This is a genomic window from Streptomyces sp. NPDC005566, assembly GCF_040605575.1.
In the GTDB taxonomy this organism is placed as follows: Bacteria; Actinomycetota; Actinomycetes; order Streptomycetales; family Streptomycetaceae; genus Streptomyces.
This window is the reverse complement of record NZ_JBEXDB010000010.1, coordinates 219,966-233,981: the sequence shown is the minus strand read 5'-3', so window position 1 is coordinate 233,981 and position 14,016 is coordinate 219,966. Positions and strand designations below refer to the sequence as shown.

The window sequence follows — 14,016 nt, the reverse complement described above, 5'->3', positions numbered from 1 at the left end:
CAGAGTATGAGCACCGTAGAGCTCACCAAGGAAAACTTCGATCAGGTCGTGACCGACAACGACTTCCTACTGATCGACTTCTGGGCTTCCTGGTGCGGTCCGTGTCGGCAGTTCGCGCCGGTCTACGACTCGGCGTCCGAGCGCCACCCCGACCTGGTCTTCGCCAAGGTCGACACGGAGGCGCAGCAGGAGCTGGCGGCGGCCTTCGAGATCCGGTCCATTCCCACTCTGATGATCGTGCGCGACAACGTGGCGGTCTTCTCGCAGCCCGGAGCACTCCCCGAGGCCGCCCTCGAGGACGTCATCGGGCAGGCGCGGAAGCTGGACATGGACGAGGTGCAGAAGTCCGTCGAGGAGCAGAAGCAGGCGCAGCAGGAGCAGCCGTAGTCCCTGCGGATCTGCGGAAGACGTGGTGAGGGCCCGGCCGGCACGGCCGGGCCCTCACGCATGGGCAGGCCGACGGGCTCCGAGGAGGACTGCGGCCGGGGCGCCCTGGTCTCCGCGGTCCGGTGCTCAGCGGTCCCCGGTCTCCTCGGTGGATTCGGCGGTTCCCTCCCGCGCGCCTGTCTCCTCCGTACGTTCGCCGGTCTCCACCCTCGCCTCCGCCCAGGTCTCCCCCGCCTCGCCCCCGCCCGTGCGCTCCGCGATCCGGACCGTGAGGCCGTAGTCCAGTTCCGCCCCGTCCACCAGCAGGGCCTCCACGGTGTGCGTCGCCGGGTCGATGTCCGCCTCCATGCCGTCCCCCGCGTAGCGCGGGTAGCCCGACGCCCCCGTTTCCCCCGTGGCCGCCACGACCGCGGAGCGAATGGCGGCACCGGGCGTGGGGGCGCCGGTGGAGTCCTTGAATTCCGGGACCAGCAGGATCTCGTAGCTCTGCGGATGGCTCATGCCGAAGACGCTAGACATCTGCCGTCGGCTGCGCATGTCGTGACACCGCTCACGGCCCGTTCAGCTCGACTCGCGGGCCACGGCACGGGCCCGCAGCAGGTCGTGACGCTCGGGCGCGCCGCCGGGGTGCTGCACGAGGCGGTCGATCATCTCCGCCAGTGGCTGGGCGGTCGCCAGTTCCATCCTGACGCTGCTGAGACGGGGCCGCAGGAGCCTGCCGAGCATCAGGTCGTCGGCACCGATGACGGCCGTCTCCGTCGGCACCTGGACTCCGGCGTCCTGCAAGGCCCGCGTCAGGAGCATGGCGTATTCGTCGTTGTACGCGAAGACGGCGTCCAGGCCCAGTGCCCGCCACCGGCCGGCCAGCTCCCCGGCCGACTCCTCCTCGTACCGCAACGGCAACGGCTGGATCCGGGCATCGGTCCCGGACTGCTCCACCGCACGGAGCGCGCCGGCCAGCCGTGGTTCGGAGAACATCGCGAGACCGGGGTCCTGGGGCATGACGACCCCGATCCGGCGGCGGCCGCGGGACAGCAGGTGTGTGGCTGCGCAGCCGCCGACCTGGCGCTGGTCCATGACGAGTGCGTGGGCACCGTCCACGGGCTGCGGTCCGAGCGTGATCACCGCTTTGGCGCCGGAGCGGGTGAGCACCCCTATGCCCTGCGGGGTGAGGGTGATGCCGCCCGGTGAGACGACCGCGACGGGGCGGAGCTCCGCCCACGCCCTGACCGCCTCGTCGGCGTCGAGGCCGACGCTGCCGTACTGGACGACGGTGTAGTCGAGACGGCGCAGATCCGTCTGGAGATCCTGGTAGAAGCGCTGGTGGAGTGGCCCGGCCGGCACGTGCGCGGCGGCCAGCAGCACCATCCTGGTGTGGCCGGCGCGCAGGCTGCGGGCAGCGGCGTGCGGGACGTAGCCGAGGTCGGAGGCCGCTTCCCTGACCCGTCGGCGGGTGGGTTCGCTGATCCGTACGGTCGAGTTGTTGTTCAGTACGTAGGACACGGTGGCCCGGGAGACTCCGGCGAGGCGCGCCACGTCGGCGCTGGTCGGTACGGAGATGTCGGCGGGCTGCTCGGGTAACTGGCTCATGGCGTCGGGCAGTCTTCCAGACCCGCCGGTCCCGCCGGTGGCCCGGGGGCACCGGACCCACCGGCGGGACCGGGCGGCCGGGTTCACCCGCCGGCGAGTACCGGCCAGAGCTCGGGGTCCTCGAAATTGAGTGCCCACAGCACGGTGTTGGTCACGCCGTGCCGGCGCAGGACCGGCAGGTGCGTGGCGACGCCGCGGGCGTCCTGGTACCAGACCTCACGGAGCTCCGTGCCGTCCTCGTAGGTGAAGTACGGCGTTCCCGAGACCTCGTCGAGCCGGTAGGGCGCGCCCTGTTGCTTGCGCAGCGCCTCGGCCTCCTTCCAGGTGACGTGCTTCGTCGCTGACGTGCTGTCGCTGTCCGCGGGCCAGTCCCAGCCGTAGGCGGGGAGCCCCATCTCGAGTTTGGCCGCCGGGACGAGGGCGGTGGCGCGGGTGAGGATGTCCTCGTACCAGCGTGTGTCGGCGAGCGGTCCGGGGTCGCCGCCCGACCAGTGGAGGTTGTAGCCCATGATCCGGATCCGGTCGGCCACGCGGCCGAGGGCGGCGTAGTCCCAGATGCGGCCGGTGGTCGCGGTCTTGGGGAACACGGTGATCACACACTGTTTGCCGAGGCCCTGGAGCCGCCGGCAGAGGTCGGTCGCCAGCGCGGTGAACCCGTCGCGTACGGCGGCGTACGTGGCGTCGCCCGTGGCGGCGATGGATTCGTAGTCCAGGTCGAGGCCGTCGTAGTCACGGGTGGCGACGGTGCGCATCAGCGCGTCGGCGTGCTCGGTGCGCCGGGCGGAGCTGGTGAGGATCGCCGCGAGGGCACCGGACTCCATCGTCTCCATGACCGTGGGGACGACCTTCGCTCCGGCGCGGTGCAGTCCGTCGATGATCCGTCGCTCGCCCGCGCCGGGGTGCGCGTCGATCCGGCCGGCCGATACGGCCTGGTACCAGAACGGGCTGACGGTGTGCAGTTGGTCGGCGTGGAGCAGGGCGTCCTGGTACGCGCCTTCCTGGTCCCAGTAGGGCAGCCACGCCGACACCGTGCGGGGAGGCGGTGTCGTGGGACCGCCGGACAGCCCCTGGGCCGTGGCGGGTGGCGGATCGGGGACGGGGGCTGACGCCGTGGCAGAAGCGGTGGGCAGCAGGGTCGCTGCGAGGAGCCCGGCGACCGATACGGCGCGGGCCAGGTGTGCGGTGAGGACGGGGGTGATCATGAGGTCGAGCCTGAACCCCGTTTCACGGACCCGCTCCACGGATTGGGCCGTACAGGTTCTACGGTGTTGCGATGACGTTCCAGCACACCAACTACAGCAGTGACAGTTCCTCCGACTTCCCCGGGCGCAGTGGTCCGGCCGCCACGGCGGAGGCCGACCCCCGCGACGTGGGGCCGGTCCGCACCTCGTACGCGCCGAACCGTGACGGCGATCCCGACCCCGGAGAGATCGTCTGGACGTGGGTGCCGTTCGAGGAGAACGACGGGCGGGGCAAGGACCGGCCGGTTCTGGTCGTGGCCCGGGAGCAGGAGGGCACTCTGCTCGCCGTGCAGTTGTCCAGCAAGCAGCACGACAGGGATCACGAGTGGGTCGCCCTGGGCGCCGGCCCGTGGGACAGCTCGGGACGGCCGTCCTGGGTCGATCTGGACCGGGTGCTGAGGGTCGACGAGGACGGCATGCGCCGTGAGGCGTGCGCCCTGGACCGGGACAGGTTCGACCTGGTCGTGGTGCGGCTGCGGGAGCGCTACGGCTGGAGCTGACCGGCGAACACCCGGGTGAAGGCCGCCCGGACCCGGGATTCGGGACTGCGGTCCAGGATGCCGAAGACGATCTGTTCGAAGTGGCCCGCGAACCGTCCGCCGTCGGCGAGAAGGGCGCGGAAGGCGCCCGCCACCTCGGCCGGGTCGTTCTGGAAGACCCCGCACCCCCAGGCGCCGAGGACCAGCCTGCGGTAGCCGCGGACGGCAGCCACTTCGAGCACCCGTTCGGCGCGGCTCGCGAGCGCGGCCGGTATCCGGTGGGCCTCCGCGGGAGTCTGCCTGCGGATCACTCCGGCGTTGGGCGCGGGAGAGGTCAGGAAGCCCACGGTGTACGGGGCGGCGAGGGGCCTCCCCCGGTCGTCGCGGAAGACCGGCACACCCGGTGAGTGAATGACCCGGTCGGTGTAGAAGGCACTGCGTTCCGCGCGGTGGTGGGCGTAGTACTCGGGGGCGCGCAGCAGCGTGGCATGGAGCGCGGAGCCACGGCACAGGGCCTCTTCCTGAGCCTGCGCCCCGTTCAGGTAGCCGCCGCCCGGATTGCGGGCGGAGGCGTAGTTCAGGACGGCGACCCGGGCCGTCGACCCGGCGGTCATCCGGTGCGCCGCCTGCAGGCTGCTCTCGTCGGTGACCTCGAAGGACGGGGTGCGGTCGGTGTCCAGGACGGCGACCGGCACCGGCTCCGGGCCGTACAGCCTGGTGCCGGACAGTGCGGCCGTCAGGGCACGCTCGATGCTCACCTCGCGCCCGTCGGGCGCGAGGTAGTGCCCGGCCGTGACGATGGCCTCGGTCTCGCGCGCGATGCCGCGCAGTCGTGCGCTCATGGGCGCGCCCCCGTGTGGTGCATACGGGGCATGCTGGATGCCCGGGCGGCATGGACGCAACCGGTTTTCCGTCCCACAGGGGCACCCTTGTGCGAACTCTCGGTAAGGGTTTGGGTGGGAGGGAAGCACCCCAAAAGGAGGCCAAGCATGCCCCCGGACACACCCGGCGATCACAGTTCGCCCGTTGACGCGGATCTCCTCGGCGAGGACGAGGCGGAGGATCTGCTGCGCGGCATATGTTTCAAGACAGGACCGCCCCGGACGGTCGGTGTGGAACTCGAATGGCTCATTCACGACCGTGAGTATCCCGAAGTGCCCGTCTCCCACGACCGGCTCGCCGCCGCCGCGGACGCTGTGCGCGCCACTCCGCTCGATGCGGCCCTGACCTTCGAACCGGGCGGTCAGCTGGAGCTCAGCTCACAGCCCGCCGCCTCCCTCATGGAGTGCATCGACCGGACCGCAGCCGACATGAGGACCGTGCGCGACATCCTCGGCCGGTCCGGCCTCGCACCGGTCGGTCTCGGCGTGGATCCGTGGCATCCTCCCCGCCGTCTGCTGCAGGAGCCCCGTTACGCGGCCATGGAGACCGCCCTGGACCGGTCCGGGACCGCCGGTCGCGCCATGATGTGCACGTCCGCGTCCATCCAGGTCTGCCTGGATGCCGGTGAGGAGGAGCCGGGACCGCTGGGCTACGGGCGGCGCTGGCAGCTCGGGCACCTGCTGGGTGCGGTCCTCGTCGCGGCGTTCGCCAATTCGCCGTTCCGGGAGGGGCGGCGTTCGGGCTGGCGCTCGACACGGCAGTCGCTGTGGGCGGACCTCGATCCGGCGCGGACGCTGGCGCCGAGCGGCCGTCTCGCGCCCCGCGACGCCTGGGCGGCGCATGCCCTGGACACGCCGGTGATGTGCATCCGCGACGGCGATGCCCCGTGGGCCGTACCGGACGGGCTGACGCTCAGGGACTGGATCCGGGGTGACGGGCCACGGCCTCCGGTGCGGGCCGACCTCGACTACCACGTCACGACGCTCTTCCCGCCGGTACGCCCGCGCGGGCACCTGGAACTGCGCATGATCGACGCCCAGTCCGGCACCGACGGCTGGCTGGTGCCGCTGGCCGTGACGACCGCCATGTTCGACGACCCGGAGGCAGCCGAAACCGTGTACCGCACCGTCAAGCCCCTGGCCGAGACAGCCGGCCCGCTGGCCGCACCCCGCAATCCCCTCTGGACAGCCGCCGCCCGTGACGGGCTGAGCGATCCGGAACTGGCCTCGGCGGCCGCCGCCTGCTTCGCGGCCGCCATGGAGGCGCTGCCCAGGATCGGGGCGAGCGACCATGTGCAGAACACCGTCGCCGCCTTCCACGACCGGTACGTGGCCCGGGGCCGATGTCCGGCCGACGACCTGCTCGCCCCGGCAGCGGCGCGGTCCGGTACGGGATCCGCCCCGCGGCACGGAAGGGGCACGGCCCGATGACCGGCACAGCTGCGTCTCCCGCCGAACCCGGCCTCGACCCGGAGGTCCTGCGCGAGCGCGCCCTGGCCGCGCTCCTCACGGCCCGCGAGCGCACCGCGCTGCTCACCGACAGCGTCGACGACCACGAACTCACCGCCCAGCACTCCCCGCTGATGTCGCCCCTGGTCTGGGACCTGGCACACATCGGGAATCAGGAGGAGTTGTGGCTGCTGCGCGCCGTGGGCGGCCGTGAGGCGTTGCGCCCGGAGATCGACGGCCTGTACGACGCCTTCGAGCATTCCCGCGCGAGCAGGCCCTCACTGCCCCTTCTGGCGCCCGCGGAGGCGAGGACCTATGCCGCCGACGTACGTGGGCGGGCCCTGGACATCCTCGACGGTGCGCCGCTGCACGGCGGCGGCCGGCGCCTCGAACAGTCGGGCTTCGCCTTCGGCATGATCGCCCAGCACGAACAGCAGCACGACGAAACGATGCTGATCACCCATCAACTGCGCTCCGGGCCTGCGGTGCTCGACGCGCCGGAGCCGCCGGAGCCCACCGATGCGGTGTCCCGGCCGGCCGAGGTCCTCGTCCCCGGGGGCCCCTTCACCATGGGCACGTCGACCGAGCCCTGGGCGCTGGACAACGAGCGGCCCGCGCACCGGCGAGAGGTCGCGGCCTTCCTCATCGACACCGCGCCGGTCACCTGCGGCGCCTACCAGCGCTTCATCGATGACGGCGGGTACACGGAGGTGCGCTGGTGGGACCCCCGGGGCTGGGCCATGGTCCGGGAACACGGTCTCACCGCACCCCTGTTCTGGCATCGCGACGCAGGACAGTGGCTGCGCAGGCGCTTCGGGGTGACCGAGCCGGTGGAGCCGGACGAGCCGGTTCTCCACGTCAGCTGGTACGAGGCGGACGCGTACGCCCGCTGGGCGGGCCGGCGGCTGCCGACGGAGCCCGAGTGGGAGAAGGCGGCCCGTCACGATCCCGTCTCCGGACGTTCGCTGCGCTATCCCTGGGGGGACGAGGACCCGTCACCCGAGCGGGCGAATCTGGGCCAGCGCCACCTGCGCCCCGCCGCCGCGGGTGCGTACGCGGCCGGCCGTGCCCCGTCGGGCGCCGGGCAGCTGATGGGCGACGTGTGGGAGTGGACGTCGAGCGACTTCCTGCCCTATCCGGGCTTCGCGCCGTTCCCGTACCGGGAGTACTCCGAGGTGTTCTTCGGACCCGATCACAAGGTGCTGCGCGGCGGTTCGTTCGCCGTGGACCCGGTGGCCTGCCGCGGCACGTTCCGCAACTGGGACCTTCCGGTGCGGCGCCAGATCTTCTCCGGCTTCCGCACTGCGAGGGATGTCTGATGTGCCGTCACCTTGCCTGTCTGGGGTCGCCTCCGATGCTTCTGGGCGACGTGCTCGTGGCCCCGGCGCACTCGCTCGTACGCCAGTCGTGGGAGCCGCGCCGCCAGAAGTACGGCACGGTCAACGCCGACGGCTTCGGGGTCGGCTGGTACGCGGACGGCGATCCCGCTCCGGGGCGCTACCGCCGCCGGGGGCCCATCTGGGGCGACGAGACATTCGCCGATCTGGCCCGCGTGGTGCGCAGTACGGCACTCCTCGCCGCGGTCCGTGACGCGACGCGGGCGGGCGCGGACGGCGAGGCGGCCGCCGCACCGTTCGCCGCCGGGCGCCTGCTGTTCAGCCACAACGGGGCGGTGAAGGGCTGGCCGGACTCCCTCGCACCGCTGGCCGGCGCCCTGCCGCCCGCGGAGCTGCTCGCGCTGGAGGCACGGACCGACTCGGCGCTGATCTGGGCGCTGATCCTCCACCGGATAGCCGCCGGCGACGAGATACCGCAGGCGGTCGCCGACACCGTTGTCGACATCGCCTCGGCCGCCCCGGGTTCGCGCCTCAACCTGCTGCTCACCGACGGCTCCACGATCGTGGCGACCGCGTGGGGCGACTCGCTCTGGTATCTCGACGAACCGGGCCGCCGCATGGTCGTGGCCTCGGAACCGTACGACGACGATCCGTACTGGCGCGAGGTCCCCGACCGCACTCTGCTGGCCGCGACCCGCACCGACGTTCTACTCACCCCGCTCAAGGAGCCCACTGAGTGAGTCCCTTTCTGCTGACCCGCACCCTGCCGCTGGACGCGACGGACGCGGCGCTGCGCGCCGACGTGCTGAGCGGTCTGACCCGGCACCCGAAGACGCTGCCACCCAAATGGTTCTACGACGCGCACGGCAGTGACCTGTTCGAGGAGATCACCCGCCTGGCCGAGTACTACCCGACCCGTGCCGAACGGGAGATCCTGGTCGCGCACTCCGCGGACATCGCGGCGGCGTCCGGGGCGCGGACCCTGATCGAGCTGGGATCCGGCTCCTCGGAGAAGACCAGGCATCTGCTGGACGCACTGCCCGAGCTGCACACCTACGTACCCGTCGATGTCAGCGAGAGCGCCCTGAAGGGCGCGGCCGAGGCGCTTCTGGCCGAGCGTCCCGGACTCTCCGTGCACGCCCTCATCGCCGACTTCACCCACGCCCTGGACCTGCCCGACAGCCCCGGGCCGCGGCTGGTGGCCTTCCTGGGCGGCACGCTGGGCAATCTGCTGCCCCAGGAGCGCGCGGAGTTCCTGACGTCCGTACGGGCACGCCTGGCGCCCGGCGACAGCCTGCTGCTCGGTACGGACCTGGTCAAGGACGAGGCCACGCTCGTCGCGGCGTACGACGACGCGGCCGGGGTGACGGCCGCGTTCAACAAGAACGTCCTGACGGTGGTGGACCGTGAGCTGGGAGCGGATTTCCAGCTCGACGACTTCGACCATGTGGCCGTGTGGAACCCGGAGCACGAGTGGATCGAGATGCGGCTGCGCTCACGGCGGGCCCAGACCGTGAAGATCCGGGAGCTGGATCTGGAGGTGTCGTTCGAGGAGGGTGAGGAGCTGCGTACGGAGGTCTCGGCGAAGTTCCGCAAGGAGGGGGTACGGGACGAACTGGCCGCGGCGGGGCTGCGGCTGGCTCAGTGGTGGACGGACTCCGCGGGCCGGTTCGCGCTGTCGCTGGCGACGGCCGACTGAGCGGCCCGCGCGAGTGAACGTCTGTCGGGCTCACTGCCGGCCGGGATCGGCGCGAGGACGCTGATCTCGGCCGTGAGCCCGGCGGCCGTGACCACCCTCCAGAGCGACGCGGCGAGGGGATCGTCCCCGACGAACGCCGCGGCACCTGCGGCGCTCAGGTCCGCGGTCCGGTACCGGATGCGCACCGGCCGGACCGCGGCGCCCGCGTCGATCGCCGCCTGGAACGCGGCGGGCCGGAAGCGGCCGCCGGTGCTGCGGCCGCACCAGGTGCTGCCCTGCGGGAAGACGGCGACCCGTGATCCTGATCCCAGTGCCGCGGCCAGGGACCCCACTGCGGCGGGCAGGGCCCGCAACCGGTCCCGTTCGATGAACAGCGTGCCGCCGAGGGCGGCGAGCGATCCGAGCAGCGGCCAGTTCCGGATCTCGCTCTTGGCGACCGTCCGGGCCGGGAAGACGGCGGCGACGAGCGGGATGTCCAGCCAGGAGACGTGGTTGGCGACCACGAGCTCCCCCTCCGGCGGGCGGGCCGCCGTCCCCGGCCGGCCGGTGACGCGTACGCGTACGCCGAAGGCCCGCACCACCCAGTACGCCCACCGGCGGACCAGCCGGTCTCGGCCCGCCGGGCCCAGGAGCAGCACGCCCGGTACGCAGAGCACCCCGAGCAGGGTGAGCGTGCACCCGGCGAGCAGCAGGGCCACGGCGGGCAGCGGGGCACGCCGCTCGCCCAGGTGTCCCGCGCAGTCGTACGGGGTGCACGGGGCCATGGGCAGCCAGGCGCTCATCGCAGGGGGGCGAGCGAAAGGAAGTGGCGCAGGTAGCGCGGGTCGGTCCGGCGCATCGAGAGCAGGACGTAGAGGTCGGCGACGTCGAAGTCCGGGTCGTGGGCGGGGGCTCCGCAGACCCAGGCGCCGAGGCGCAGATAGCCGCGCAGCAGGGGCGGCAGGGCGGCCCGGCCCGCCGAGCCCCCTGCGGGGTGTCCTGAGGTGTCCCAGAGGCGGTGGGGAGTGACCCAGTACTTCTCCGGGGCCAGGTTGTGGGTGCGTACGGTGTCCCAGCTCCTGGCCGCCAGCGCGCCGCCGTCGGCGAGGGGTACGGAGCAGCAGCCGGCCAGCCAGGTGTGGCCCGTGCGCTCCATGTAGCGGGCGAGGCCGGCCCAGATCAGCGCGATCACCGCGCCGTCGCGGTGGGCAGGGTGGACACACGAACGGCCGACCTCGACCAGGTCGTCGCGTATCGGTCCGAGCCGGCTGAGGTCGAACTCGCTCTCCGCGTACAGCCCGCTGGCCCGCGCCGCCCCTTCGGGCGGCAGAAGCCGGTAGGTGGCGACGACGTCCCCGGTGGCCGCCTCGCGCACCAGCAGGTGATCGCAGTGGACGTCGAAGGCGTCACTGTCCAGGCCGGGCTCGGGGCCGTCGAGCCGAGCGCCGAGCTCACCGGCGAAGACCTGATGGCGCAGGCGCTGGGCGGCGCGTACGTCGTCCTCGCAGGTGGCGAGCGAAACCCGGTACCCCGAGGGTTCGGTAGGAGCCCCGCCCTGCGGAGGGACGGCCGCAGCGGGGACGGGAACGGGCGGGGCGAGGGGCAGGGGCAGGGGCAGGGGCAGGGGCAGCACGGTCATGGCAGTCTCCGGGGACGGATCAGCAGGGCGGCTGCCGGGCTTCCGCTGGAGTGCGACGGCCCGGCCCCTTACTTCTTCCGTGACCGACTGGACTTGACATGACCGCTACGGAGAGCCGGGATGTGCGACGGCTGAATCCCGGGGGCCGGATTCGGCCGTCGCTCCCGGGCCTCTGTCAGCCGGTGGTGAGCTTCGCGGTGATGCGTTCCGACGCCGCCTTCGCTTCCCTCGCCGGATTGCCGCCCAGCAGCACCGCGGTCATGTACGGCTTGATGGGGTTCTCGGCCTCGACGGCGGCCCAGTGGGGGGAGTTGGGTGTGGCACGGCCCTGGGTCGCCCCCTCGGCCATCGCGGCCGTTCCTTCCTGGCCCTCGATGACCCGGGCGAGAGCGGGCTTGTTGGGCACGTAGCTCATCGTCCTGGCAAGATCCGTCTGCCACTTCGCGCTCGCCAGGGCCGAGATGACGTCGATGCCCGCGGCGCGCTCGTCGGCCTTGCCCGGCACGATCAGGTCCGACCCGCCGGTGAAGACGGCGCCAGGGTTCTTCGCGGTCTTGCCCGGTATGGGGAAGTAGCCGAGCTTGCCCTTGAGGTCCGGATTCGCCTGCTCGATGAGGGCGGCACTTCCCGGTACGGAGATGATCTGGCCGACGTCGCCCTTGGCGAACACGTCGGTCTGCGGGGGTGTCTGCTCGTCGGCGTCCTTGGGCCCGTCGCCGAGTGCCTGGAGCTCCTTGTAGAAGTCCATCCCCCTCAGGGCGGCGGGCGAGCCGAGCGCACCCTCCCAGTCCCCGCCGTTCTCGTCAGCGAGTTCACCGCCCTCGTCCCAGATGAATCCGGCGAGGACGTACCAGTTCTGGCCCGCGAGGTAGATGCCCTGCCGGCCGTCGCTGTCGAGCTTCTCGCTGGTCGCGATCCATTCCTCACGTGTCTTGGGCAGCGCCGTGACACCCGCCTGGGCGAAGAGGTCCTTGTTGTAGATGACGACACGGTTGGCCGCGTACCAGGGGATTCCGTACTGCTGACCGCTGATGCTGCCCGGTTCAGCCAGGCCCGGTAGCCAGTCCTCGCTGCCCAGGTCACGCATGGACTCGAGGGTGAGGTCGCGCAGTCCACCGCTCTCCGCGTACTGCGCGACCTGGGTGTTGCCGACCTCGATGACGTCCGGGGCGTCCTCGCTGTCGAGTGCTTCCAGGACCTTGGCGCCGATGCCGCCCCACTCCTGGATGACGAACTCCAGCTCGATGTCGGGGTTCTCCTCCTCGTACGACTCCGTGAAGCGGTCCAGGAAGCCCTGGGAAGCGCTGTCCTGCATCAGCCAGACGGTCACCGTGCGACTGTCGGGACCCCCGCCGGGCAGGTAGCCGCAGCCACCCAGCGCGACGGAGGAGACGAGCGCGACGGCTCCGGCCAGTTTGCGGAATTTCACGAGGGTCACCTTCTGCGGAACGGCACGACGAAACAGGACCCGGGTGGGGGGACTGCGGGCGGCGCTCGCACGGGTTATGACTCGGAGTTTGGTATGGACCAATCGGCGGGTCAAGGGCCCTGCCCCCGGGAGTGCGACGACCGCGATCCCTCGCGCGTCGCCGCGGAGTGAGGCACCGTGGAACCAGGAAAGGAGACATTAGATGTCTAATCACACCTATCGAGTCACCGAGATCGTAGGAACCTCCGAGGAGGGCCTCGATGCGGCGATCCGTAACGGCGTCGCAAGAGCTTCCGAAACGTTGCACAATCTCGACTGGTTCGAGATGACACAGGTGCGCGGACACATCGAGAACGGCCGGATCGCCCACTACCAGGTGGGCCTCAAGGTCGGCTTCCGTCTCGACGGGAAGGCGTGATCAGGTACGGCCCTCGCGCTCCTGCGCGTCCTTGAGCGACGACGACGGCACGGCCCAACGGGCACGTACCACCGCGAATCCCGCCAGTTCGGCCGCATCGCAGACCAGTTCGTCGTCGTCGACGAGGACCCGCACCTCACGCCCCCGGCCCAGCCGCTTCAGGATCTCCAGCTTGGTGCGGCGGGCCGGCCGCCTGTCGTCGTTGCGCCGCATGTGCACGTGGCCCCGCGGCAGCCCCTGCCGCTCCAGCCACGCCAGGGTGTCCCGCCTGCACCGTTCCGGGCGGCCGGTGAGGTACACGACCTCGCACTCCTCGGCGCTCGACAGCGCCAGGCTCACGCCCTCCTCCAACGGGGGGTCGTCGACCGCCGCGGCGAAGAACCCTCCCCAGTCGCGCCGGGCCCCTTCGAGGAAGTGCTGTCGGTGGCCGCTGTCCGCGAGCGTCCCGTCCAGGTCGAATACGGCCAGCGGCCGGGCATCGTCATTCACCCGCTCACCCTAGAAGACGCGACGGAAGGACAGGAGCATGACGGACGACGACCTCAGCGGGCGCCGAGTGCTCGTGATCGTGACCAACTACGGCGTCGAACAGGACGAACTCGTGCTGCCCGTGCGGCATCTGCGCGACCGCGGAGCCGCCGTGGACATCGCCGCCGAGTCCCTGGACGTCGTCCGGACGCTCGTCGGCGACAGGGACCCCGGGGAGAACGTGCGGCCCTCCCTGACACTGACCGGTGCCGGTCCGGCCGGCTACGACCTGCTGCTCGTCCCCGGCGGAACACTCAACGCCGACTCGCTGCGGCTGCTGGAGCCCGCCGTGGACCTCGTCCGCTCGTTCACGTCGTCGGGCCGCCCGGTGGCGGCCATCTGTCACGGACCATGGGTGCTCCTCGAGGCGGGAGTCGTCGAGAACAAGACCCTCACCTCGTACGCCTCGCTGCGGACGGACATCCGCAACGCGGGCGGCAACTGGGTCGACGAACCGGTCGTCAGCGACGACACCGGCGGCCGGCTCCTGATCACCTCGCGTACCCCGGACGACCTTCCGGACTTCCTCCACGAGGTCGACAAAGGACTCGCAGCAGTGGGTTCCTGAGCCGACAGCATTGCGCGGCCGCTCCTCGTCCATCGACGAGCGGCCCTCGGAGGAAAGCGGGTCCGGTCCCGAGATGCAGATCCGGCAGTGCGCTGATTCGCTGATCCTGTCCGCTCCCCCACCGATTCAGGAGTGATCATGAGCGTTGCAGGTGAATCCGGCGGCCGCGCCCAGCAGCTGCGTGCCAAGGCGCAGGAACTGAAGGAAGCCGCGGAGCGCGCCTCCGACCCCGAGCAGCGCCAACGGCTCCAGGACAAGGCCCGCCGCCTGCAGGAGCAGAGCGAGCAGGAGAGCAGCATGCGGGATCGCGGAATGGACCCGATGGTCTAGAGCCACGCTTCACTGCCGGTGGCCCTCCCCTGGTCGACATGTACGGGGAGGACCACCGGCAG

The 14,016-nt window shown here is 71.5% G+C and carries 17 protein-coding genes; 9 read left to right on the top strand and 8 right to left on the bottom strand.

Going from position 1 to position 14,016, the window contains the following annotated elements; all coding sequences use genetic code 11:
- The first annotated feature begins 6 nt into the window (after positions 1 to 6).
- On the top strand, positions 7 to 387 hold the full coding sequence (gene trxA, locus ABZS61_RS18500) for a thioredoxin (RefSeq protein WP_356421712.1): 381 nt from the start codon (positions 7 to 9) through the stop codon (positions 385 to 387).
- A 126-nt stretch (positions 388 to 513) separates the two neighbouring features.
- Here trxA and ABZS61_RS18495 read toward each other — a convergent pair whose 3' ends face one another.
- The 3 genes from ABZS61_RS18495 to ABZS61_RS18485 form a co-directional block, all read right to left on the bottom strand.
- Positions 514 to 888 carry a hypothetical protein gene (locus ABZS61_RS18495; protein ID WP_356421709.1) on the bottom strand — a complete coding sequence of 125 codons (375 nt, stop codon included), beginning with the start codon at positions 886 to 888 and terminating at the stop codon, positions 514 to 516.
- A gap of 60 nt (positions 889 to 948) precedes the next feature.
- On the bottom strand, positions 949 to 1,977 hold the full coding sequence (locus ABZS61_RS18490) for a LacI family DNA-binding transcriptional regulator (RefSeq protein ID WP_356421706.1): 1,029 nt from the start codon (positions 1,975 to 1,977) through the stop codon (positions 949 to 951).
- Between the two features lie 83 nt (positions 1,978 to 2,060).
- On the bottom strand, positions 2,061 to 3,179 hold the full coding sequence (locus ABZS61_RS18485) for a glycosyl hydrolase family 18 protein (protein ID WP_356421703.1): 1,119 nt from the start codon (positions 3,177 to 3,179) through the stop codon (positions 2,061 to 2,063).
- A 71-nt stretch (positions 3,180 to 3,250) separates the two neighbouring features.
- On the opposite strand from ABZS61_RS18485, the gene ABZS61_RS18480 reads away from it, so the two are divergent.
- Positions 3,251 to 3,718 (top strand): type II toxin-antitoxin system PemK/MazF family toxin, encoded by a 468-nt coding sequence (locus tag ABZS61_RS18480; protein WP_329204995.1) that lies wholly within the window; start codon positions 3,251 to 3,253, stop codon positions 3,716 to 3,718.
- On the opposite strand, the gene ABZS61_RS18475 is transcribed toward ABZS61_RS18480, so the two are convergent.
- Positions 3,703 to 4,539: a TIGR02452 family protein gene (locus ABZS61_RS18475; protein WP_356421699.1), complete on the bottom strand. Its 837-nt coding sequence runs from the start codon at positions 4,537 to 4,539 to the stop codon at positions 3,703 to 3,705. The two genes, ABZS61_RS18480 and ABZS61_RS18475, sit on opposite strands and share 16 nt — an antisense overlap.
- Before the next feature lie 147 nt (positions 4,540 to 4,686).
- On the opposite strand from ABZS61_RS18475, the gene egtA reads away from it, so the two are divergent.
- From egtA to egtD, 4 genes are read left to right on the top strand one after another with little or no spacing between them, the layout of a single operon-like run.
- Entirely contained in the window at positions 4,687 to 6,009 is a 1,323-nt protein-coding gene (gene egtA / locus ABZS61_RS18470; protein WP_356421696.1) for an ergothioneine biosynthesis glutamate--cysteine ligase EgtA, read from the top strand.
- Positions 6,006 to 7,346: an ergothioneine biosynthesis protein EgtB gene (gene egtB / locus ABZS61_RS18465; RefSeq protein WP_356421693.1), complete on the top strand. Its 1,341-nt coding sequence runs from the start codon at positions 6,006 to 6,008 to the stop codon at positions 7,344 to 7,346. Before egtA ends, egtB begins: the two co-directional genes overlap by 4 nt.
- Positions 7,346 to 8,104, top strand: a complete 759-nt coding sequence (gene egtC, locus ABZS61_RS18460; RefSeq protein ID WP_356421690.1) for an ergothioneine biosynthesis protein EgtC — start codon at positions 7,346 to 7,348, stop codon at positions 8,102 to 8,104. Before egtB ends, egtC begins: the two co-directional genes overlap by 1 nt.
- Positions 8,101 to 9,063: an L-histidine N(alpha)-methyltransferase gene (gene egtD, locus ABZS61_RS18455; protein ID WP_356421687.1), complete on the top strand. Its 963-nt coding sequence runs from the start codon at positions 8,101 to 8,103 to the stop codon at positions 9,061 to 9,063. The genes egtC and egtD overlap by 4 nt, the downstream gene beginning before the upstream one ends.
- Here egtD and ABZS61_RS18450 read toward each other — a convergent pair.
- From ABZS61_RS18450 to ABZS61_RS18440, 3 genes are all read right to left on the bottom strand, one after another.
- On the bottom strand, positions 9,006 to 9,845 hold the full coding sequence (locus tag ABZS61_RS18450) for a lysophospholipid acyltransferase family protein (RefSeq protein WP_356421683.1): 840 nt from the start codon (positions 9,843 to 9,845) through the stop codon (positions 9,006 to 9,008). The two genes, egtD and ABZS61_RS18450, sit on opposite strands and share 58 nt — an antisense overlap.
- Positions 9,842 to 10,681, bottom strand: coding sequence for a GNAT family N-acyltransferase (locus ABZS61_RS18445; protein ID WP_356421680.1), 840 nt, complete (start codon positions 10,679 to 10,681; stop codon positions 9,842 to 9,844). The genes ABZS61_RS18450 and ABZS61_RS18445 overlap by 4 nt, the downstream gene beginning before the upstream one ends.
- A 175-nt stretch (positions 10,682 to 10,856) precedes the next feature.
- Positions 10,857 to 12,110, bottom strand: a complete 1,254-nt coding sequence (locus tag ABZS61_RS18440; protein ID WP_356421677.1) for an extracellular solute-binding protein — start codon at positions 12,108 to 12,110, stop codon at positions 10,857 to 10,859.
- Positions 12,111 to 12,312: 202 nt separating this feature from the next.
- Between ABZS61_RS18440 and ABZS61_RS18435 the strand changes: the two genes are divergently transcribed.
- Positions 12,313 to 12,528 carry a dodecin gene (locus ABZS61_RS18435; protein WP_356421674.1) on the top strand — a complete coding sequence of 72 codons (216 nt, stop codon included), beginning with the start codon at positions 12,313 to 12,315 and terminating at the stop codon, positions 12,526 to 12,528.
- Here ABZS61_RS18435 and ABZS61_RS18430 read toward each other — a convergent pair whose 3' ends face one another.
- Positions 12,529 to 13,017, bottom strand: a complete 489-nt coding sequence (locus ABZS61_RS18430) for a hypothetical protein (RefSeq protein ID WP_356421672.1) — start codon at positions 13,015 to 13,017, stop codon at positions 12,529 to 12,531. It abuts the gene before it with no gap.
- Positions 13,018 to 13,054: 37 nt separating this feature from the next.
- Here ABZS61_RS18430 and ABZS61_RS18425 point away from each other — a divergent pair, with 37 nt between their 5' ends.
- Together ABZS61_RS18425 and ABZS61_RS18420 are read left to right on the top strand one after the other, a co-directional pair.
- Positions 13,055 to 13,624, top strand: a complete 570-nt coding sequence (locus tag ABZS61_RS18425; protein ID WP_356421669.1) for a type 1 glutamine amidotransferase domain-containing protein — start codon at positions 13,055 to 13,057, stop codon at positions 13,622 to 13,624.
- 138 nt (positions 13,625 to 13,762) lie between these two features.
- Positions 13,763 to 13,954, top strand: a complete 192-nt coding sequence (locus tag ABZS61_RS18420; RefSeq protein WP_356421666.1) for a DUF6381 family protein — start codon at positions 13,763 to 13,765, stop codon at positions 13,952 to 13,954.
- Positions 13,955 to 14,016: the final 62 nt, after the last annotated feature.